A 19,957-nucleotide genomic window follows, 5' to 3' on the forward strand; every position below is an offset into this window, starting at 1 on the left:
GTGGAGATATCCGACCTCGCGGGCGTGGTGTCAGGACTTGGCGACCAGGCGGAGGGCGACGGCGGCGTCGAGGGCGGCCAAGGTCGCCCCGTAGCCCTTGTCCTCCGCCGAGTCCGGGAACCCGGCCCGGGCGCGGGCCTGCTCCATGCTGTCGACCGTCAGCACCCCGTGCGCGACCGGCGTGTTCTCGTCCAGCGCGACGCGCGTGAGGCCGTCCGTCACCGACTGGCAGACATACTCGAAGTGGGCCGTGTCGCCGCGGATGACCACGCCGAGCGCGACCACCGCGTCGAACCGGTGGGCCAGGGCCTGGGCCAGGACCGGCAGCTCGACCGCCCCGTCGACCCGGGCCACCGTGATGTGGTCGACGTTGGACGCCTCGCCGGCCTCGATCGCCCGGTCCAGCATGTGGTCGACGAGCTCGCCGTGCCACCGTGTGGCGACGATGCCCAGCGTGAGCCCCGTGCCGTCCACCCGTTGCAGCACGGGCGCACCACTGCCTGCCATTACGCCAATCCCTCCGCGACCTCGTCGAGCTCGTCCAGCAGGTGCCCCATGCGGTCCCGCTTGGTGCGCAGGTAGCGCACGTTCTCGGGGTGCGGCCGGGTCGGCAGGGGCACGCGACCCAGTACGGACAGACCGTACCCTTCCAGACCGGCGTGTTTGGCCGGATTGTTGGTGAGCAGCCGCATCGTCTTGATGCCGAGGTCGACGAGGATCTGCGCCCCGGTGCCGTATTCGCGGGCGTCGGCGGGCAGGCCCAGGTCGAGGTTGGCGTCGAGCGTGTCGCGGCCGAGGTCCTGCAGCTGGTACGCCTGCAGCTTGTGCATCAGCCCGATGCCCCGGCCCTCGTGCCCGCGCATGTAGAGCACGACGCCGCGGCCCTCGGCGGCGACCAGCTTCATCGAGGCCTCCAGCTGCGGGCCGCAGTCGCAGCGCACGGAGCTGAACACGTCGCCGGTCAGGCACTCGGAGTGCACCCGCACGAGGACGTCCTCGCCGTCGCCGAGGTCGCCGTAGACGAGGGCGATGTGCTCGCCGGTGCCGTACTTCTGCGTGTAGCCGACCGCCTGGAACACCCCGTGCTCAGTGGGCAGCCGGGTCTCCGCGACCCGGTCGATCTGCTCCTCGGTGTGGCGCCGGTGCGCGATGAGCTCGGCGATGCTGATCAGCGCCAGGTCGTGCTCCTCGGCGAATTTGCGCAGGTCGGGCAGGCGCATCATGGTGCCGTCGTCGTTGACCATCTCGCACAGCACGCCGGCGGGGCGCAGGCCGGCCATGACGGCCAGGTCGACGGCGGCCTCGGTGTGCCCGGCGCGGCGCAGCACCCCGCCGTCCTTGGCCCGCAGCGGCACGATGTGCCCGGGCCGGGACAGGTCGTCGGGGCCGGTCTCGGCCGAGGCGAGCAGCCTGATGGTGCGGGCCCGGTCGGCGGCGGAGATGCCGGTGGTGCCGCCGAAGCGGGCGTCGACGGTCACGGTGTAGGCGGTGCCGCGGCGGTCCTGGTTGGTGCGGTACATCGGCGGGAGGTCGAGCCGGTCGGCCTCGGCCTCGGTGATCGGCACGCAGATGTAGCCGGACGTGTATCGCACCATGAACGCGACCAGCTCGGGCGTCGCGAACTCGGCCGCGAAGATCAGGTCGCCCTCGTTCTCGCGGTCCTCGTCGTCGACGACGATGACCGGGCGCCCGGCCGCGATGTCCTTGACCGCCCGCTCGATCGGGTCCAGCGAGTCGCCGCTCATGACCGGGCGGCTTTCCCGAGCAGCTTCTCCACGTATTTGGCCATGATGTCGACCTCCAGGTTGACGTGCTCGCCGACGCCCTTGGCGCCGAGCGTGGTGAGCTTGAGCGTGGTCGGGATCAGCCCGACCGAGAACGTGTCGCCGGTGACGGCCATGACGGTCAGCGAGATGCCGTCGACGGTGATGGAGCCCTTCTCCACGACGTATCGCCCCAGCCCCGCGGGCAGCGCGAACGTCACCGTCTCCCACTGGTCGCCGGCCTCGCGCCCGATGATCTCGCCGACCCCGTCGACGTGGCCCTGCACGATGTGCCCGCCGAGCCGGGTGGCCACGGTCGCGGCCCGCTCCAGGTTGACCGCGGAGCCCGGCCGCAGCGTCCCGAGGGTCGAGCGCTTGAGCGACTCCCCCATGACGTCGGCCGTGAACAACCTTGCACCGGTCTCCAGGACGGTGACGTCGACCACGGTCAGACAGACGCCGTTGACGGAGATCGAGTCCCCGTGGGCGGCGTCGCTCGTCACGGTCGTCCCGCGGATCGACAGCCGGGCGGAGTCGCCCAGCGCATCGATACCGATGACCGTCCCGAGCTCTTCGATGATGCCGGTGAACACTGCTCACGCACCTTTCACAGTTGCCGTCAGGCGCACGTCGGGCCCGATCCTGGCAAGGTCGACAACGTCAAGCGTCAATGCTTCGGCGATGCTGGAGATTCCCGCGAACCCGAGGGCGGCCGGCCCGGCCCCGAGCAGTTTGGGCGCGAGGTAGGCGACGACCCGGTCGACCAGCCCCGCGGCCAGGAACGCCCCGGCGAGGGTCGGCCCGCCTTCGAGCAGCGCGACCCGGACCCCGCGGGCGTAGAGCTCGCGGAGCATGGCCGGCAGGTCGACCTTCCGGTCGCCGCCGGGTTCGGCCACCCACGTCGGAGCCGAACGATCAAAAACTTGCAATCCCGCTCCGGTACTCCGCGCGCCTCCGACGACCACCCGAAGCGGCTGGCGGGCCGCCGGCTCGCCATGCGGGGAACGCACCGTGAGCTGCGGATCGTCGGCCAGGACGGTGCCGATGCCGGCGATGATCGCATCGACCTGGCCCCGCAGCCGGTGCACGTCCGCCCGCGCCGCCGGCGAGGTGATCCACTTGCTGGTCCCGTCCGCGGCCGCCGATCGCCCGTCGAGCGTGGCCGCGAACTTCCAGATGACGTAAGGAGTGCCCCGCGAGACGGCGGTGAGCCAGCCCTCCATGGCTTCGTGGGCGGCTTCTCGCAGTACCACTCCCAATTCGACGGCGACACCGGCGGACCGCAACGTCTCGGCTCCGCCGGCGGCCAGGGGGTTGGGGTCGGCCACCGCGACGACCACGCGGGCCACTCCGGCCGCGACGAGCGCCTGCGAGCAGGGCCCGGTCCGCCCGGTGTGGTCGCAGGGCTCGAGGGTGACATAGGCGGTGGCCCCGCGCGCCCGCTCGCCGGCCGCCAGCAGGGCCCGGACCTCGGCGTGCGGCCCACCGGCGGGCGCGGTCCGCCCTTCGCCGACGACGACTCCGCCGGCCACGATGACGCAGCCGACGTTGGGGTTGGGACTGGTCTCGCCGAGGCTCAGGCGCGCCAGCTCGATGGCGCGTCGCATGAACGTCTCGTCGTCAGCCATGGCCCTCTCCCGCGTGGTCAGTGATCACACGCGGGGGGACGCTGACGGTCGCACCCGGCCTCGCATCGGCCAAGGGAGCACGCAGCGACCCACCGAAACCCGCCCAAACGGGCAGACTCCGGATCCCGCGCGCTGAACTCCCATCCGGACTTTGACCGTCGGCCCTGGTCTCACACCAGATCCACCGGCCGATGGCTTCGACCGGGTCGCGGGCTTCCGTCCCGTGAGGAACGGTTACCGCCGGTTCGGAATTTCACCGAGCCCCGCCAGCGCGTGGTGGGTACGTAACCTGAGTCTTACACACAACCGGCGGTCCTTACTGTCCTCCGATTCGGGATATGTGTCACAGCCCCGCCGGGCACCCGGACGGGCGGCCCGGCGCAGTGCCGGGCCGCCCGTGGGCGTGGAGCGGCGTCGGACTACGGCACGGTGGTCGGCAGGGTCACCGTGACGGTCGACGTCGGGAGCGGGAAGCGGGTCGGCCACGAGGTCGGCAGGGCCGTCGGCCACAGGGTCAGGGTCGGGCGGCCCGTGGGGCGGATGGTGCGGGTGGTGGTCGGAGTCGGGCGGACGGTCCGGGTGCGGCTCGGTGTCGCCGTCGGGGTCTGGCGCGGGCGGTTCGTCGGCCACGCCGTCGGGTGTGTCGTCGGGCGGTAGGTCGGGCCGTGCGTCGGGCGGTGCGTGGGCCGCATCGTCGGCCACGGGTCCGGGCGGCCGGTCCACGTCGGCCACGGGTCGGGGCGGCCGGTCCAGGTGGAGGTGGGCCTCGGGGTCGGGACGTCGTTGACGTTGCCGTTGCCGCAGGACAGGTTCTTCACGTTCGTGGCCGCCATCGCCAGGTGCTCGCGCAGCGTGGGCAGGGTGTCCCGGGCAAACGTGCGCAGCTTGGCGTTCTGGCCGTCGGCGGCCTCGCGCTCGAACAGGCCGACGTCCGCGCCGTGGTCGGCGTAGATGGTGGGGCCGTAGGAGCAGTCGAACGCCGCGCCGGACAGCCCCGACCAGATGCCGATGATGGCCCGCTGCACGCTGTCGGGCTTGTCCGGTGCGGTCAGGCCGAGGTCCTTGGCCAGGGTGGCCAGCTTGTCGCCGGCTTTCGTATGGTCCTTGACCATCTGGCGGCCGAACGACCGCAGCGCGGAGTTCGTCGCCCGGTCGGCCGCGACCTTGCCGGACTCGACCTCGAAGGCGCCACCGTGCCCGGCGGCGTCGACGAACGCCTTGTCCAGGGACGACAGATCCTTGGCGGCGGCCTGTGCGGGCGCGGGCGCCACGGCGGCGGCGAGCAGGACCGCGGCGACGGTGCAGGCTTTGACACTGAACGGGACGCGCATGACGGCGCCCTCCAATCGTGGGACAGTACAGATGTCGCCACTCTCAGTAACCAAGCCGCTACGGATCTAACGTTCGCCCAAGTTGCAACGTGGTGGCAACCTCGGGGCGCCGGGGCCGGGGTGGGTCAGAGGTCGACGGTGCTGCGGCGGTCGACGGCGACGTAGTTGCCGTTGTGCTTCTTCGCGACCTTCTTCATCTCCGTCGCGATGGCGATGATCTCGCGGGGGTCCTTGAAGCCGCTCTCCTGGGTCACCACGGCCACCCCGATGGAGAGGGTGACCAGGTTGGGGTACTGGACCTCACCGGTGCGGGAGACGACCTCGATGTAGCCGCGCTCGGCGTCGACCGGGTCGTAGAGGGCGTCCGCGGCGGCACTGTAGGAGAGGATGGCGTTGGTCGTGAGGTCCTTGAGCTGCTCCGGGGTGCAGACCAGGAGGAAGTCGTCGCCGCCGATGTGGCCGAGGAAGGCCGGGGGCAGGCCGATGTCGACCACGGCCCGGTGCAGGCTGCGGGCCAGGGCGATGATGAACTCGTCGCCGCGCTGGAAGCCGTAGACGTCGTTGACCGGCTTGAAGCGGTCGATGTCCACGTGGGAGACGGCGAAGTCGGTGCCGGCCCGGGCCCGGTCGGTGATCTCGCGCAGGATGCGGGTGTTGCCGGGCAGGCCGGTGAGCGGGGAGACCTCGCGGTTCTCCTGGTTGCGGCGCAGGGTCGAACGGACCCGCCAGACCAGCTCCATCGTGTCGAACGGCTTGACCAGGTAGTCGTCGGCGCCGGCCTGCAGGCCGATGACCTTGTCGGCGGTCTGGCCGCGGGCGGTCAGCAGGATCACCGGCATCGAGGCGGTCATCGGGTCGGCGCGCAGGCGGCGGGTCAGCTCCAGGCCGTCGAGGTGCGGCATCATCCAGTCGACGACGGCCAGGGCCGGCTTGTGCTCCTGGATCATGGCGAGCGCGGTGGCACCGTCGTTGGCCACCAGGACCTCGAAGCCCTCCAGGTCGAGGTTCACCTTGATGAACCGGGCGATGTCGTTGTCGTCGTCGACCACGAGGATCAGGTCGCGTTCGCCCACCACAGTCCCGTCCGCTCGTAGACGCGAAAAGTCCGAAAAGCCGGAAACTCAAACAGCCAGAGCCCGAAGTTTGCGTACCGCCGTGGCCGGATCCTCCGCGCCATAGACGGCGGTCCCGGCCACGAACGTGTCGGCGCCCGCCTCCGCACACGCCGCGATCGTATCTTCGGCCACACCGCCGTCGACTTCAATGCGCAATTCCAGGTGACCGGTGTCGATGTGGCGGCGGGCCGTGCGGACCTTGTCCAGCAGCTCGGGCATGAACGCCTGGCCGCCGAAGCCGGCCTTGATGGTCATGATGAGCAGGAGGTCGAAGTGGGGCAGCAGCTCGAGGTACCCCTCGACCGGCGTGTCGCGGTCGATCGCCAGTCCGGCGCGGCTCCCGGCCGATCGCAGGTCCTTCGCGATCGCCGCCGGGTCGGTGGCGGCCTCGGCGTGGAACGTGACGTTGTAGGCGCCGGCCTCCGCGTACTGCGTCGCCCAGCGGGCCGGCTCCGCGATCATGAGATGGCAGTCGAACGGCAGGGTCGTGGCCGCGCGCAGGCTCTGGACCACCGGGAGCCCGATCGTCAGGTTGGGCACGAAGTGGTAGTCCATGACGTCCACGTGCAGCCAGTCGGCGGCCCCCTCGACGGCCCGGGCCGCATCGGCGAGCCGGGCGAAGTCGGCGGCGAGGATCGAGGGCGCAATCAACACGTTGTCCGGCACAGCGTGATGCTATCGGTTCGGGCACCGACTGCACGGAAGATCACCCCGGCGTTCGCGCCTCGGCGGCGGGCCCGGCTGCGAGAATGTCGGCCATGGATGTCGTCGAGGCGATCATCGCCGACCATGTGCGGTTCGAGTCACTTCTGCGCGTCCTGCGGGCCCGCGACACCGACGCCGAGGCGGTGCGGGCGCGCCGGCGGCAGGCCCGCACCGAGCTGGCCGACCTGCTCGTCGGGCACGCCGAGGCCGAGGAGTCCGCGGTGTACCCGAAGGTCCGCGAGCTCGCCGGCGGCGGCGACCACGCCGAGCACGGGGCCGACGAGCACATCGACGGCCACCGCAAACTGCTGGCGCTGCTCGACGTCGAGGACGTGCTGAGCCCCGAGTTCGAGCGGGCCGTCGGCAAGCTCGCCAACTCCCTCGCCCACCACCTCGACGAGGAGGAGCGGACGCTGCTCAACGACGCCCGCATCCAGATGGACCCGGCCACCCGCGCGGCCCTCGGGGTCGCCTGGGCCGCCGAGCGCGACCGGCTCATCGCCACCGGCTGCGGCGCCCGCGACAAGGTGGCCGCCCTCGTCCCCGACGTGCAGCCCCCGCAGCAGCGCGAGCCGCTGCACCACGAGGCGTTGAGCTAGTCGGGACCGCGCTGCAGCAGGGCGATGAACATCGCGTCGGTGCCGTGGCGGTGCGGCCAGAGCTGCACCGTCGGCCCCGTCCCGGTCTCCGGCAGCGACGGCGGCAGGTAGGGCCGGGCGTCGACGAGCTCCATCGCGATCGACGAGCGGCGCGCCGCCTCCGTCACCGACACCTCGGTCTCCGCCTGGTGCGGCGAGCACGTGACGTAGGCGACGACGCCGCCCGGGCGGACCGCGCGGAACGCCGACTGCAGCAGCTCCCGCTGCAGCTTCGTCAGCGCCGGCAGGTCCGAGGGCTGCCGGCGCCAGCGGGCCTCCGGGCGGCGGCGCAGAGCACCCAGGCCGGTGCACGGCGCGTCGACCAGGACCCGGTCGAAGACGCCCTCCGGCAGGTCGGGGTCCTTGCCCACGTCGCGGCCGTCGGCGTTGATCGTGTAGACCGGCAGGCCCTCGGTCGCCTTCGCCACGAGTGCCGCCCGGTGATGGGTCACCTCGACCGCCGTGACGTGGGCATCCCGCCGCACCGCCAGCGCACCCAACAGGCCGGCCTTGCCGCCCGGGCCGGCGCAGAGGTCCAGCCAGCGCTCGTCGGGCCCGGTGATGGCGGCCTGTGCGAGGACGCCGGCCACCAGCTGGCTGCCCTCGTCCTGGACGTGCGCGCGGCCGTCGCGGATCGCCGGGATCGCGGACGGGTCGCCGCCGCCGGACAGGACCACCGCGAACGGCGAGTAGCGCCCCACGGTGGCGCCCCGCAGCGACGCGGCCAGGTCCTCGTTGCCGATCCGGCCGGGGCGGGCACAGAGATGTACCGGCGGCGGAAGGTTGTCGGCATCCAGCGCCAGCTCCGCCTCGTCGAGCGAGCCGAGCGCGTCGGTGAACGCGTTCACGATCCACGCCGGATGCGCGTGGACCAGCGCCGCCCGGGCCACCGGGTCGGCCGGGGCCAGCCGCTCCAGCCAGGCCGCGCGGTCCGACTCGGCGATCCGGCGCAGGACGGCGTTGGCGAACCCGGCCGCACCCGGCACCAGCGAGCGGACCAGATCCACGGTCGTGGCCACGGCCGCGTGCGCGCCGACGCGCATGTGCAGCAGCTGATAGGCGCCGATGCGCAGCGCGTCGCGGACCGGCGGGTCGATCCGCTCCACCGCGCGGTCGGCCGCGGCGGCGACGATCGCGTCGAGGGTGCCGGTCTGGCGGAGGGTGCCGTAGGTCAGCTCGGTCGCGAACGCCGCGTCCCGCCCCGTCACCCCCATCTCCCGCAGGATGCCGGGCAGCACCAGGTTGGCGTAGGCGTCGTCGCGGTGGACGGCCGCGACCGCCTCATACGCGGCCTCGCGGGCCGGGTCGATCGCCGGGCGGCCACCGCGCGGGGGCCGGTTGAGCCGATCGTCGCGCCCACCGGCCGGCCGCTGTCCCGGGCCGCGCCGGGGCACTGCCCGCATCAAGACACGCTCTCCCCGGACTCGACCCGGGCCCCGCGGGCCCAGGCGTCGGCCGGCATCGTCTTCTTGCCGGGCGCGGTCACGGTGCCGAGGACGACGGGCACGGTGCCGGTGCCGACGAGCACCCGGTTGCGCTCGACGACGACCTCCCCCGGCCCGGGCGCGGGCGGCCCCCCGGCGATCACGGTCGCCGCCGTCAGCGGCGTGACCGGCCCCAGCTTGAGCCGCTCACCGCGGAACGTCGTCCACGGGCCGGGCGCCGGCGTGCAGGCCCGCATCCGCCGATCGACCGCGAACGCGGGATCGGACCAGCGCACCTGGGCGTCCTCCACGGTGAGCTTCGGAGCCGACGAAAGACCTTCATGCGGCTGCGGTACCGCCGACAGGCCCCCCTGCTCGATGCCGTCCAGGACCCGCACGAGCAGCTCCGCGCCCGACTTGGCCAGCCGGTCCAGCAGATCGCCGGACGTGTCGCGCGGCCCGATGGGCTCGGTCAGCGTCCCGAACACCGGCCCCGTGTCGAGGCCCTCCTCGAGCAGGAACACGCTGGCCCCGGTGATCTCGTCGCCGTGCAGGACCGAATGCTGCACCGGCGCCGCCCCGCGCCAGGCCGGCAGCAGCGAGAAGTGCAGGTTGACCCAGCCGAACCGGGGGATGTCCAGCGCGCTGCGCGGGACCAGCGCGCCGTAGGCCACGACGGGTGCGCAGTCCGGCTCCAGCGCCCGCAGCCGCTCCTGGAACTCCGGCTCCCGCGGCTTCGCCGGCGTCAGCACCGGGATCCCGCGCTCGGACGCCCAGGCGCTGACCGGCGACGGCACCAGCTGCCGCCCCCGCCCGGACGGCGCGTCGGGCCGGGTGACGACCGCCACGAGCTCGTGCTCGGAGGCGGCGATGGCATCGAGGGCGGGCAACGCCACGGCCGGCGTCCCCGCGAAGACGAGCCTCACCGGATGCCGAACAGCCCGTGCGGGCTCGCCTTGACCACCGGGGGCGTCTCGGGGTTGTACCACTCCGCCGCCCGGATCTCCTTCATCGCCTGCTTGCGCCGCTCCGAGTCGAGCCGGTCCACGAACAGGACCCCGTCGAGGTGATCGGTCTCATGCTGCGTGCACCGCGCCATCAGCCCGGTCCCGACGATCTGGATCGCCTCCCCGTGCTGGTCAAACCCCTTGGCGATCACGTTCTGCCGCCGCTTCGTGTCGACATACACCCCGGGGATGGACAGGCACCCTTCGGGCCCGTCCTGCTCCTCCTCGTCGGGGAACTCGAGCACGGGATTCACCAGGTGCCCGACGACGTCGTCCACGTCGAACGTGAACACCCGCAGCCCGACCCCGATCTGCGGCGCCGCCAGCCCGGTGCCGTTCTGCTGGTGCATCGTCTCCAGCAGGTCACCGACCAGCTTGCGCAACTCCTTGTCGAAGTCGACAACGGGGTCGGCAGCGGTGCGCAACACCGGATCGCCGAACAGGCGGACGGACTGGACGGTCAAGCGGCACCTCGTCAGGGAAGATCAGCTGGAATCGGCAGCTCAAAGTCTAAGCTAGCGTTGGAGCGTGTCCGAAACGCCTCGCGTCTCGCTGCGGTCGTTGCTGCCCTACCTTCGCGATCACCGGGCCACCCTCGTCGTCGTCGGGGTCCTCTCCCTCTTCGGCTCCGTCACCACCCTCGCGCAGCCGCTGCTGACCAGGCGGGTCCTCGACGGCCTGCAGGCGTCGCAGGCGATCGGGGGCACCGTCGTCCTGCTCGTGATCGTGCTGGCGGCGGTCGCGGTCATCAGTGCCGTCCGGGACTACCTGCTCCAGCGCACCGCCGAAGGCCTCGTCCTGGGGTCGCGGCGGCGGCTGACCAGGCATCTGCTGCGGCTGCCGATCAGTGAGTACGACCGGCGGCGGACCGGGGATCTGCTGTCGCGGGTCGGGGCGGACACGACGCTGCTGCGGGCCGTCGTCACGTCCGGGCTGTTCGAGACCGTCACCGGTGCGGTCATGGTGGTCGGAGCGACGGTGGCGATGCTGCTGCTCGACCCGGTGCTGTTCCTGACCGCGGCGCTCGGGCTGTCGCTGGGGCTGTCGATCGCGCTGGTGTTCTCGCGGCGGGTGCGGCCGGCGTCGGAGGAGGCGCAGGCGCGGATCGGTGAGATGACCAGTGCCGTGGAGCGGGCGCTGTCGGCGGCGCGGACGATCCGGGCCAGCAGCGCCGAGGAGCGGGAGATCGCGACGGTCGAGTCCAGCGCCGAGGAGGCGTATCGGGCCGGGGTCCGCATCGCGCGGCTGCAGGCCATGATCGGGCCGGCCAGTATCGCGGCGATCCAGGGGGCGTTCCTGCTGCTGCTCGGGGTGGGCGGGGCGCGGGTGGCGGCCGGGACGATCTCCGTCGGGGACCTGGTGGCGTTCGTGCTGTACCTGTTCTTCCTGGTCATGCCGCTGGGCCAGGCCCTGCACGCCTACACGCAGCTGCAGACGGGGCTCGGGGCGCTGCAGCGGATGGAAGACATTCTGGCGGTACCGCTGGAGCCCGACACCGGCACCGCGACGCCGACAAGCACACCGGCGGCGGTGGTCTTCGAGCACGTCACGTTCGGCTACGACCGGACGCCGATCGTGACGGACGTCTCCTTCACCGTCCCGTACGGCACCCGCACCGCCCTCGTCGGGCCGTCCGGCGCCGGCAAGTCGACGCTGCTGCAGCTGGTCGAGCGGTTCTACGACGTCACCGCCGGCACGATTCGGGTGGCCGGGGCCGACGTGCGGGAGCTGCCCCGGCCGACGCTGCGGGCCCAGCTCGGGTACGTCGAGCAGGAGGCCCCGGTGCTGGCCGGCACGCTGCGGGAGAATCTGCGGCTGACGGTACCGTCGGCGACCGAGGCGCAGATGCTGGAGGTCCTGGCCGCGGTGAACCTGACGGACATCGTCGCCCGCACCCCGGAGGGGCTCGACGCGCAGGTCGGCGAGGGTGGTGTGCTGCTGTCGGGCGGTGAGCGGCAGCGCCTGGCCATCGCCCGGACCCTGCTGGCCGCGCCCCCGATCCTGCTGCTGGACGAGCCGACGTCCAACCTGGACGCCCGCAACGAGGTGGCGCTGCGCGAGGCGATCGACATGGTGGCCCGCGACCGGACGATGATGGTCGTCGCGCACCGGCTCTCGACGGTCGTCGACGCCGATCAGATCGTGGTGATGGACGGCGGGCGGGTGGCCGCGGTGGGCCGGCACGAGGAGCTCCTCGACATCTCCCCGCTCTACCGCGAGCTGGCCACCAACCAGCTCCTGGTCGCGCAGTGAGCGCACCGGTATGGGTGGTGGCCGGGCCGCCTGGAGCCGGCAAGTCGACGGTGGCCAACCTGCTGCTCCGGCTGCTCTCCCCCACCCCGGCGCTGCTGGACAAGGACACCGTCTACGGCGACTTCGTGGCCGCGACCCTGGAGGCGTCCGGCCGCCCGCCGGGCGAGCGGGAGGGCCCCTGGTACGACGCGAACATCAAGGTCCACGAATACTCGGGGCTGGCCGCGACGGCCCGGGAGATCCGCTCCCACGGCTGCCCGGTCCTGCTGTCGGGGCCGTTCACCGGGCAGATCTCGGACCCGGCCCGGTGGTCGGCGTTCGTGTCGGCGCTCGGCGGTGATCTGGTGACGCTGGTGTGGGTCCGCTCCGACCCGCAGACCCTGCGGCAGCGGCTGCTGGAGCGGGGCTCGCACCGCGACGGGCAGAAGCTGGCCCGGTGGGCGGAGTTCCTGGCCGCGATCCCGCCGGACCGGGCGCCGGCCGTGCCGCACCTGGAGATCGACAACCGGGCGGGGGCGCCGCCGCTGCTACAGCAGATCGAGAGGGTCGACCTGGATCTTGACCGGATCGGCGGCCTTTCGGACTGACCGGGCCCCGGCCGCGGTCTTCAGCGCCAGGGCGAGGGCCTTGCCGGCCGAGCGGGTCGTGCGCACCAGCATCCGCTCGTGGCCCTCCTCGGCCGCCGGCACCGGCCCGAGCACCTCGGCCCCCGGTGGCAGCTCGGCCAGCGACAGCAGTTCCGCGACCGCGGCCGGCGGGCCGGTCAGCGCCGCGATCCGCACCGCCGGCGGGAAGCCCAGCTCGCGCCGCTCGGCGAGCTCGCGGGCGGCGAGCCAGGCCGGGTCGAAGCGCAGCAGGGCCTGCACGGCGACCAGTCCCCCGTCGGCGACCACGACGACGGGCGCGCCCGGGCGGGCCAGGGCCGCGGCCGCGAACCAGCGGCGCAGGGCCTCCTCGGTGCCGCGCAGGTCGGCCCGGGTCAGGAAGGCCCAGGCGTCGAGGAGCAGCACCGCGCCGAAGCCGCCGTCGGCCAGCGGCTCGGCGCCCGGGGTGGAGACGACGAGCGTGGCCTCGCCCGGCACCGACGTGAGGATGCCGTCGCGGCCCGAGGTGCGCACCGGCGTGTCCGGGAACGCCCGGGCCAGCTCCTCGGCGGTACGGCGGGCCCCGACGACGGCCGCGCGAAGCCGCCGGCGGCCGCACTGCGGGCAGGCGTGGTCGGCGGCGGGCCGGCCGCACCAGCGGCAGGACGGCACGCCGTGCGCGGCCGGCAGCGCGAGGGGGCCGGAGCACACCGCGCACCGGGCCGGCGTGAAGCAGTCGGCGCAGGCGACGGCCGGCAGGTAGCCGCGCCGAGGGACCTGGATCAGCACGGGGGCGCCGGCGTTCAACGCGTCCCGGGCGGCCCGCCAGGCGAGGGTGGGCAGGCGCGCGGCGGCGGCCTGGGCGTTGTCGCGGGCGCGCTCCTGCTCGCCGACGGTCACGACCCGGGGCATCGAGCGCCGCAGCTCCTCGCGGGTCGCGCCCACTTCGATGGCCCATCCGGTCTCGATCAACTGCTGGGCCTCGGCGGTACGGCCGAAGCCCCCCACGATCGCCGCGCAGTGCTCGAGCTCGGCCCGGGCCAGCAGGACCTGCCGCGCGTGCGGATACGGTGCCCGCTGGTCGCTGTGCAGGTCGTCCCCGTCGTCCCAGATGGCGACCAGACCGAGGTCGGCGACCGGCGCGAACGCGGCCGCCCGGGTGCCGATCACGATGCGGGCGCTCCCGCGGGCGACGGCGAGGAAGCGCTTGTATCGCTCGGACGGCCCGGCCGCGGCCGACAGGGCGACGTGATGCCCGGGCCCGCCGAGGACCCGCAGCAGGGCGGCGTCCAGCCGGTCCAGGTCCCGGGCGTCGGCGACCACGATGAGGGCGCCGCGACCGGCGGCGAGGCTGGTGGCGGCGGCCGCGGCCAGGCGCGCCGGCCAGTCCTCGCCGGGCAGCGCGGTCCAGACGGCGCGGGGCGCCCGGCCGTCGGCGAGGGCGCGCAGCAATGCGGCCCCGGCGACATAGCGGTGCCAGGCCAAGCCGTCGACGGCGGCGGTGAACGGGGGCGGCGGCTCGGCCGGTGGTGCCGCCTCGGCCCGCGCGTGCCGGGGCGGGATGGCCAGGCGCAGGACGTCGGAGAGGGTGCCGGCGTAGCGGTCGGCGACCTCCCGGGCCAGCCGCGCCACCCGCGGCGTGAGGACGGGCTCGGGTGAGACCACCTTGTCCAGGAACGAGAGCTTGCCCTCGTGGTCGCTGCCGGCCGCCCGCTCCAGCACGAAGCCGTCGATGAGCTGGCCGGAGAAGCGGACCTTGACCCGGGTGCCGGGCTGGGCGGCCGCCGCCGCCTCGGCCGGGACCTGGTAGTCGAAGGGGCGGTCGAGGTGCGGCAGCGGGCTGTCGACGCACACGCGGGCGATCGGCAATGCCGCGGCCGCGCGTTTCGGCGGGGCCGCCTTGCGCGCCGCCCGGGCCTTGCCACCGGCATTTCCGGCAATGCGCTCGGCGACCGCCCGCGGCTTTAGATCCGACTCCGGGAACAGTGCCGGTTCAATAGGCTCGGATCGATCGGTTGAGCGCACGACTTCAGGGCGTGAAGGTGAATGAATAGACTCAGATGGATTATCGCCGGGTGGCGGAAATGACGATGGCCGATCAATCCGGGATCCGGGCTGATCGGCCAACGTCGGAAGAGTTTCGAAAATGCGTCAGGCGCCGGCGGCGGACTTGAGCTCGGCCGTGCGGGAGGCCTGCTCCCACGTGAAGCCGGGCAGTTCGCGGCCGAAGTGACCGTAGGCCGCCGTCTGCTGGTAGACCGGCTTGAGCAGGTCCAGGTCGCGGATGATGGCGGCCGGGCGCAGGTCGAAGACCTCGTTGATGGCCTTCTCGATCCGCTCGACCGGGACGACCTCGGTGCCGAAGGTCTCCACGAACAGCGAGACCGGGTGGGCCTTGCCGATCGCGTAGGCGACCTGCACCTCGCAGCGCTCGGCCAGGCCGGCGGCCACGACGTTCTTGGCGACCCAGCGCATCGCGTAGGCGGCCGAGCGGTCGACCTTCGACGGGTCCTTGCCGGAGAAGGCGCCGCCGCCGTGGCGGGCGTAGCCGCCGTAGGTGTCGACGATGATCTTGCGGCCGGTCAGGCCGGCGTCGCCCATCGGGCCGCCGATCTCGAAGCGGCCGGTCGGGTTGACCAGCAGCCGGTAGCCCTCGGTCTCCAGGCCCAGGTTCTCCAGCTCGGGCGCGATGACGTGCTCGCGGACGTCCGGGGTGAGCAGGGAGTCCAGGGAGATGTCAGGTGCGTGCTGGCTGGAGACGACCACCGTGTGCAGGCGGACCGGCTTGAGCCCGTCGTACTCGATGGTGACCTGGGTCTTGCCGTCCGGGCGCAGGTAGGGGATCGTGCCGTCCTTGCGCACCGCGGAGAGCCGCCGGGCCAGGCGGTGGGCCAGGGCGATCGGCAGCGGCATGAGCTCCGGCGTCTCGCTGCACGCGAAGCCGAACATCATGCCCTGGTCGCCGGCGCCCTGCAGGTCGAGCGAGTCGCCGCCGCCCCCGCTGCCCTCACGCACCTCGATGGCCGAGTCGACACCCTGGGCGATGTCGGGCGACTGCGCACCGATCGACACGCTCACGCCGCAGGAGGCGCCGTCGAAGCCCTTCTTGGACGAGTCGTATCCGATGCCGAGGATCGTCTCGCGGACGATCTTGGCGATGTCGGCGTAGGCGCTGGTGGTCACCTCACCGGCCACGTGGACCTGACCGGTGGTGATGAGCGTCTCGACGGCCACGCGGCTGCGCGCGTCCTGGGTGAGAAGCGCATCGAGAACGCCGTCACTGATCTGATCGGCGATCTTGTCCGGGTGGCCTTCGGTGACCGACTCCGACGTGAACAGGCGGCGTGCCAATGGTGCTCCTCAGGGGGATGCGGCGGACGACATGATGAGTTTCGCCAGAGTGTACGACCTTGCTCGCACGGCCCGGTCGAGGGTCTGACGGGTTTTAGGACGCTTCCTAGCGCGCAGCACCTCGGCGATCAGGCAAAACGGGCGATCACACGATCCCAAATCCTATCCGCGAGATCGTCTTTGGGCAGGTCGGGCAGGTCGTCGCGGGTGCCGTCGGCACCGAGGATGACGGCCTGGTTGCGCTCCGCCCCGAACGTCTTGTCCACCCCGACCTCGTTGACGACGATCAGGTCGGCCCGCTTGCGCACCAGCTTCTCCTGACCGGCGGCGAGGGCCTGCTCGAGGCCGGCGGTCTCGGCCGCGAACGCGACCAGCACCTGGCCCTCGGGCTTGGCCGCGCCCAGCTCGGCGGCGATGTCGGGGTTGGTCGCCAGCTCCAGCACCGGTGCCGCGCCGTCAACCTTCTTGATCTTCGTCGCGGACCGGTTGACCGGTCGGAAGTCGGCCGGCGCGGCCGCCATGACCACGGCGTCGGCCGCCTTCGCGGCGGTGACGACGGCCACCCGCAGCTGCTCGGTGGTCTCGACCCGGACGACGTCGGCCCCGGCCGGGTCGGGCAGTGTGACGTTCGCCGCGATCAGCGTCACGCGGGCGCCCCGGGCGACAGCGGCCCGGGCCAGGGCGTAGCCCTGCTTGCCGGACGACCGGTTGCCGATGAACCGCACCGGGTCGATCGGCTCGCGGGTCCCGCCGGCGGTGACGACGACATGCCTTCCGGCCAGGTCCTGTTCGGCGACGCCCCGGCTGAGCAGCCGGGTCGCGGCGGCGAAGATCTCGGCCGGCTCGGGCAGCCGCCCCTTGCCGGTGTCGGCGCCGGTGAGGCGGCCGACGGCGGGCTCGAGGACGACGGCGCCGCGGGCGCGCAGCGTGGCCACGTTGGCCCGGGTGGCGGGGTGCTCCCACATCTCGGTGTGCATGGCCGGGGCGTAGAGCACCGGGCAGCGGGCCGTGAGCAGCGTGTTGGTGAGCAGGTCGTCGGCCAGGCCGTGCGCGGCCTTGGCCAGCAGGTCGGCGGTGGCCGGGGCGATGACGACGAGGTCGGCCTCGCGGCCGAGGCGGACGTGCGGCACCTCGTGGGCGCCGGTCCAGACGTCGGTGCTGACCGGCTGGCCGGACAGCGCGGCCCAGGTGGCCTCGCCGACGAACGTGAGCGCGGCGGCGGTCGGCACGACCCGCACCCGGTGACCGGACTCGGTCAGCTGCCGCAGCAGTTCACAGGCCTTGTAGGCGGCGATGCCGCCGGCGACGCCGAGGACGACCCGAGGCCGTTCCCCGGCGCGCTGGTCGGACATGTGATCAGGCGACTTCTTCGATGCGCTCGGCGGTCAGGAGCCCGCTGTTGATCTCGCGCAGGGCGATGGAGAGCGGCTTCTCCTGCGGCGTGGTCTCGACCAGCGGGCCCACGTACTCGAGGAGACCCTCACCCAGCTGGCTGTAGTAGGCATTGACCTGACGGGCACGCTTCGCCGCGAAGATCACCAGGGCGTACTTCGACGTCGTCTTCTCGAGCAGCTCGTCGATCGGCGGGTTGGTGATCCCCTGCGGGTCTGCCACGGTTCCGGCCACGAAACAACCTCAACACTTTCAGTATTGACAGCTCACGAACCTAACGACCTTACCAGACGGGTCGGAAGCCGCTGAAACGAAACGGGCCGCCCCGAAAGGCCCTTCGGAGACGCCGACGCGCCCGGACAGGTGTCCGGGCGCGTCGAAATCTCACTCTTGCAACCGGTCCGGGGGGACCGCCGGGGCGTCACTTGCCGCCGGCGAACTCCCCGAGCAGGGCCTTCCGCTGCTGGTCACCAAGGCCGCGCAGGCGGCGGCTCTCGGCGATCTTCAGCTTCTCCATGATCTGCGTTGCCCGGATCTTGCCGATGCCGGGCATCGCCTGGAGCACAGCCGAGACCTTGAGCTTGCCGACGACATCGTCGGACTCCGCACGGTCGATCACGGCGGCAAGCGTCGTCTTGCCCTGCTTGAGTTGCTCCTTCAGCTCAGCGCGAGCCTTACGGATCTCAGCCGCCTTTTCCAAAGCGGCCGCGCGCTGTTCCGGGCTCAGTGACGGGAGCGGCACCAGGTCTCCTCAGGTCCCTTGAAAAAAAGTGTTGATGGTCTAGCGCCGGGAAAACTAGCGGTCAGAAGCCATTTCGGCAACGTCAGAAGACAAGATCGACGCCTTGTGAAGATTCGGTGATCACGCAGTGACCGCAATTGCGGACGCACAGGAATCACGCGCGCGGTCCGCGGCGGCCCGCAACGCGGCCTGATCCGGACCCGCCGAGAGGACTTCCCGGGACCACGAGGGGAGAACGAGATCGAGCGCGTTCCCGAATACGGCGCGCAGATCCTCGGCCTTCCCGCCCTGGGCCCCGAGGCCCGGCGCGAGGATCGGTCCATTGAGATCGATCAGCCTGTGGCCGGTCGGTCCGACGGTCGCCCCGACCACCACGCCGATGTCGCCCATGGGGCTCACACCGGCGTTGACCTGGGAAATCTCGTCGATGATGGTCTGCGCGACGGTCCGCCCGTCGGCCGCGACGGCCCGCTGGACGGCCGCGCCCTCGGGATTCGAGGTGAGGGCCAGCACGAACGCGCCGAGGCCGTTTTCCCGGGCTTTCCCGACAATCGGGCCGAGAGCACCGAAGCCGAGGTAGGGACTCACGGTGACGGCGTCGGCGCAGAGCGGCGAGGCCGGATCGAGGTACGCGTCGGCGTACGCGGCCGCCGTGGAACCGATGTCACCCCGCTTGACGTCGAGAATTACAAGACTTCCGGAGCCGCTCAACTGTCGGATAACCGACTCAAGCACGGCTATGCCCCTGGAGCCGAAACGCTCAAAAAAGGCGGACTGGGGCTTGATCGCCGCAACCCGTCCGGCCAGGGCCTCCCCCACCGTCCGACTGAACGCTTCCAGGCCCTTGACATCGTCGGAGAGGCCCCAGGAAGCCAGGATGGAGGGGTGAGGGTCGATCCCCACGCACAACGGCCCCAGCGTGTCCATAGCGGCCCGCAGCCGGGCCCCGAAGGGCTCGGTCACACCCTGCGCGATCAAAGTGTGCTCCTAGTCGATGCGACCGCACCCCGGACGAGCGCCGGGCCGCGGTAGATGAATCCGGTGTAGAGCTGAACCAGCGCGGCGCCGGCGTCGAGCATCCGCTGCGCGTCGTCGGGGCGGGTGATGCCGCCGACGCCGATGACCGGCAGGCCGCTCTCCTTGGCCACGAACCGCACGACCTCCAGGGCCCGCGCGGCCAGGGGCCGGCCGCTGAGCCCGCCGGCCTCGGCGGTGGTGACCCCGGGGCGCTCGACGGTGGTGTTGGTTGCGATGAGCCCGGCCACCCCGAGGCCCAGGCAGACGTCGAGCAGGTCGCCGAGGGCCGCGTCGGTCAGGTCGGGCGCGACCTTGACCAGGATCGGCACCGGGCCGCCGAGCGACTGGGCCTCCGAGCGCAGGGCACCGAGCAGGGCCGAGAGATGCGCCTTGTCCTGCAGCTCGCGCAGGCCCGGCGTGTTGGGCGAGCTGACGTTCACGGCGAAGTAGGCGCCCAGGCCGTACAGCTGCCGGAAACTGTGCACGTAGTCCTCGACGGCCCCGGTCAGCGGGGTGATCTTGCTCTTGCCGAGGCTGATGCCCAGCGGCACGCACAGGGGTCCGAGCGCCCGCAGCCGGGCCGCGAGAGCATCGGCGCCGGCGTTGTTGAACCCCATCCGGTTGACGATCGCCTCGTGCTCGGGCAGCCGGAACAGCCGCGGCCGCTCGTTGCCCGGCTGTGGGTGCCGGGTGACGGTGCCGACCTCGACGAAGCCGAAGCCCAGCCGCGGCCAGGCTCCCAGCGCGCGGCCGTCCTTGTCCATGCCGGCGGCGAGCCCGACCGGGTTGGGGAAGTCGACCCCGAACACGGTCCGGCGGGCGCCCGGCGGGCTGTGCGGGCGCCGGGCCCGCGGCAGCCGCGCCAGGGCGCGCAGGGTCCGCTCGTGCACCGACTCGGCGTCCCCGCCGCCCAGCCGGAACAGGACTGGGCGGACCGTCTTCTCGTAGAACGTCACGCCGTCACCTCCGCCGGCTCCGGTGCCGACGTGCAGTGGTCGACATGGGGC

The 19,957-nt window shown here is 72.4% G+C and carries 20 protein-coding genes and 1 riboswitch; of the genes, 3 read left to right on the forward strand and 17 right to left on the reverse strand.

Going from position 1 to position 19,957, the window contains the following annotated elements:
- Nucleotides 1–30: 30 nt before the first annotated feature.
- From ribH to rpe, 7 genes are all read right to left on the reverse strand, one after another.
- Nucleotides 31–507 (reverse strand): 6,7-dimethyl-8-ribityllumazine synthase, encoded by a 477-nt coding sequence (gene ribH / locus ACIA8L_RS34565; RefSeq protein ID WP_395911068.1) that lies wholly within the window; start codon nt 505–507, stop codon nt 31–33.
- The gene (locus ACIA8L_RS34570) at nt 507–1,745 is read right to left on the reverse strand and encodes a bifunctional 3,4-dihydroxy-2-butanone-4-phosphate synthase/GTP cyclohydrolase II (RefSeq protein WP_395911070.1); all 1,239 of its coding nucleotides are present in this window, start codon (nt 1,743–1,745) and stop codon (nt 507–509) included. Before ACIA8L_RS34570 ends, ribH begins: the two co-directional genes overlap by 1 nt.
- Entirely contained in the window at nt 1,742–2,356 is a 615-nt protein-coding gene (locus ACIA8L_RS34575) for a riboflavin synthase (protein ID WP_395911071.1), read from the reverse strand. Before ACIA8L_RS34575 ends, ACIA8L_RS34570 begins: the two co-directional genes overlap by 4 nt.
- Nucleotides 2,357–2,359: 3 nt before the next feature.
- A complete protein-coding gene (gene ribD, locus ACIA8L_RS34580) occupies nt 2,360–3,391 on the reverse strand; it encodes a bifunctional diaminohydroxyphosphoribosylaminopyrimidine deaminase/5-amino-6-(5-phosphoribosylamino)uracil reductase RibD (RefSeq protein ID WP_395911072.1) in 1,032 nt (343 codons plus the stop codon).
- A 127-nt stretch (nt 3,392–3,518) separates the two neighbouring features.
- Nucleotides 3,519–3,666, reverse strand: a riboswitch (FMN riboswitch).
- A gap of 144 nt (nt 3,667–3,810) precedes the next feature.
- The gene (locus tag ACIA8L_RS34585; RefSeq protein WP_395911073.1) at nt 3,811–4,737 is read right to left on the reverse strand and encodes a DUF4142 domain-containing protein; all 927 of its coding nucleotides are present in this window, start codon (nt 4,735–4,737) and stop codon (nt 3,811–3,813) included.
- A 110-nt stretch (nt 4,738–4,847) separates the two neighbouring features.
- Nucleotides 4,848–5,798, reverse strand: coding sequence for a response regulator (locus ACIA8L_RS34590; RefSeq protein WP_395911075.1), 951 nt, complete (start codon nt 5,796–5,798; stop codon nt 4,848–4,850).
- A 45-nt stretch (nt 5,799–5,843) separates the two neighbouring features.
- The gene (gene rpe, locus ACIA8L_RS34595; RefSeq protein WP_395911077.1) at nt 5,844–6,503 is read right to left on the reverse strand and encodes a ribulose-phosphate 3-epimerase; all 660 of its coding nucleotides are present in this window, start codon (nt 6,501–6,503) and stop codon (nt 5,844–5,846) included.
- Between the two features lie 92 nt (nt 6,504–6,595).
- Between rpe and ACIA8L_RS34600 the strand changes: the two genes are divergently transcribed.
- Nucleotides 6,596–7,141, forward strand: coding sequence for a hemerythrin domain-containing protein (locus ACIA8L_RS34600; RefSeq protein ID WP_395911079.1), 546 nt, complete (start codon nt 6,596–6,598; stop codon nt 7,139–7,141).
- On the opposite strand, the gene ACIA8L_RS34605 is transcribed toward ACIA8L_RS34600, so the two are convergent.
- Genes ACIA8L_RS34605 through def form a run of 3 tightly spaced genes read right to left on the reverse strand, consistent with a single transcriptional unit; the run spans nt 7,138 to nt 10,075 of the window.
- A complete protein-coding gene (locus ACIA8L_RS34605; protein ID WP_395911081.1) occupies nt 7,138–8,583 on the reverse strand; it encodes an RsmB/NOP family class I SAM-dependent RNA methyltransferase in 1,446 nt (481 codons plus the stop codon). The two genes, ACIA8L_RS34600 and ACIA8L_RS34605, sit on opposite strands and share 4 nt — an antisense overlap.
- Nucleotides 8,583–9,530, reverse strand: coding sequence for a methionyl-tRNA formyltransferase (fmt, locus tag ACIA8L_RS34610; protein ID WP_395911083.1), 948 nt, complete (start codon nt 9,528–9,530; stop codon nt 8,583–8,585). Before fmt ends, ACIA8L_RS34605 begins: the two co-directional genes overlap by 1 nt.
- Nucleotides 9,527–10,075 (reverse strand): peptide deformylase, encoded by a 549-nt coding sequence (gene def / locus ACIA8L_RS34615; protein ID WP_395911085.1) that lies wholly within the window; start codon nt 10,073–10,075, stop codon nt 9,527–9,529. The genes fmt and def overlap by 4 nt, the downstream gene beginning before the upstream one ends.
- Nucleotides 10,076–10,139: 64 nt before the next feature.
- Between def and ACIA8L_RS34620 the strand changes: the two genes are divergently transcribed.
- Nucleotides 10,140–11,864: an ABC transporter ATP-binding protein gene (locus ACIA8L_RS34620; RefSeq protein ID WP_395911087.1), complete on the forward strand. Its 1,725-nt coding sequence runs from the start codon at nt 10,140–10,142 to the stop codon at nt 11,862–11,864.
- Nucleotides 11,861–12,451 (forward strand): AAA family ATPase, encoded by a 591-nt coding sequence (locus ACIA8L_RS34625; protein WP_395911089.1) that lies wholly within the window; start codon nt 11,861–11,863, stop codon nt 12,449–12,451. Before ACIA8L_RS34620 ends, ACIA8L_RS34625 begins: the two co-directional genes overlap by 4 nt.
- Here the strand turns inward: ACIA8L_RS34625 and ACIA8L_RS34630 are convergent.
- The 7 genes from ACIA8L_RS34630 to ACIA8L_RS34660 all read right to left on the reverse strand — a co-directional run bounded on the left by ACIA8L_RS34630 (nt 12,392) and on the right by ACIA8L_RS34660 (nt 19,906).
- Nucleotides 12,392–14,302: a primosomal protein N' gene (locus ACIA8L_RS34630; RefSeq protein WP_395911741.1), complete on the reverse strand. Its 1,911-nt coding sequence runs from the start codon at nt 14,300–14,302 to the stop codon at nt 12,392–12,394. The genes ACIA8L_RS34625 and ACIA8L_RS34630 overlap by 60 nt on opposite strands.
- Nucleotides 14,303–14,599: 297 nt before the next feature.
- The gene (metK, locus tag ACIA8L_RS34635; RefSeq protein WP_395911090.1) at nt 14,600–15,799 is read right to left on the reverse strand and encodes a methionine adenosyltransferase; all 1,200 of its coding nucleotides are present in this window, start codon (nt 15,797–15,799) and stop codon (nt 14,600–14,602) included.
- Between the two features lie 128 nt (nt 15,800–15,927).
- Nucleotides 15,928–17,151 carry a bifunctional phosphopantothenoylcysteine decarboxylase/phosphopantothenate--cysteine ligase CoaBC gene (gene coaBC, locus ACIA8L_RS34640; RefSeq protein WP_395911092.1) on the reverse strand — a complete coding sequence of 408 codons (1,224 nt, stop codon included), beginning with the start codon at nt 17,149–17,151 and terminating at the stop codon, nt 15,928–15,930.
- 4 nt (nt 17,152–17,155) lie between these two features.
- Entirely contained in the window at nt 17,156–17,425 is a 270-nt protein-coding gene (gene rpoZ / locus ACIA8L_RS34645; RefSeq protein ID WP_223095917.1) for a DNA-directed RNA polymerase subunit omega, read from the reverse strand.
- 187 nt (nt 17,426–17,612) lie between these two features.
- Nucleotides 17,613–17,933: an integration host factor, actinobacterial type gene (gene mihF, locus ACIA8L_RS34650; RefSeq protein ID WP_190253177.1), complete on the reverse strand. Its 321-nt coding sequence runs from the start codon at nt 17,931–17,933 to the stop codon at nt 17,613–17,615.
- Nucleotides 17,934–18,053: 120 nt separating this feature from the next.
- Nucleotides 18,054–18,908 (reverse strand): orotidine-5'-phosphate decarboxylase, encoded by an 855-nt coding sequence (pyrF, locus tag ACIA8L_RS34655; protein ID WP_395911743.1) that lies wholly within the window; start codon nt 18,906–18,908, stop codon nt 18,054–18,056.
- Nucleotides 18,908–19,906 (reverse strand): quinone-dependent dihydroorotate dehydrogenase, encoded by a 999-nt coding sequence (locus tag ACIA8L_RS34660; protein WP_395911095.1) that lies wholly within the window; start codon nt 19,904–19,906, stop codon nt 18,908–18,910. Before ACIA8L_RS34660 ends, pyrF begins: the two co-directional genes overlap by 1 nt.
- Between the last annotated feature and the right edge of the window lie 51 nt (nt 19,907–19,957).

It is taken from the genome of Dactylosporangium sp. NPDC051541 (genome assembly GCF_044454505.1).
Taxonomy (GTDB): domain Bacteria; phylum Actinomycetota; class Actinomycetes; order Mycobacteriales; family Micromonosporaceae; genus Dactylosporangium.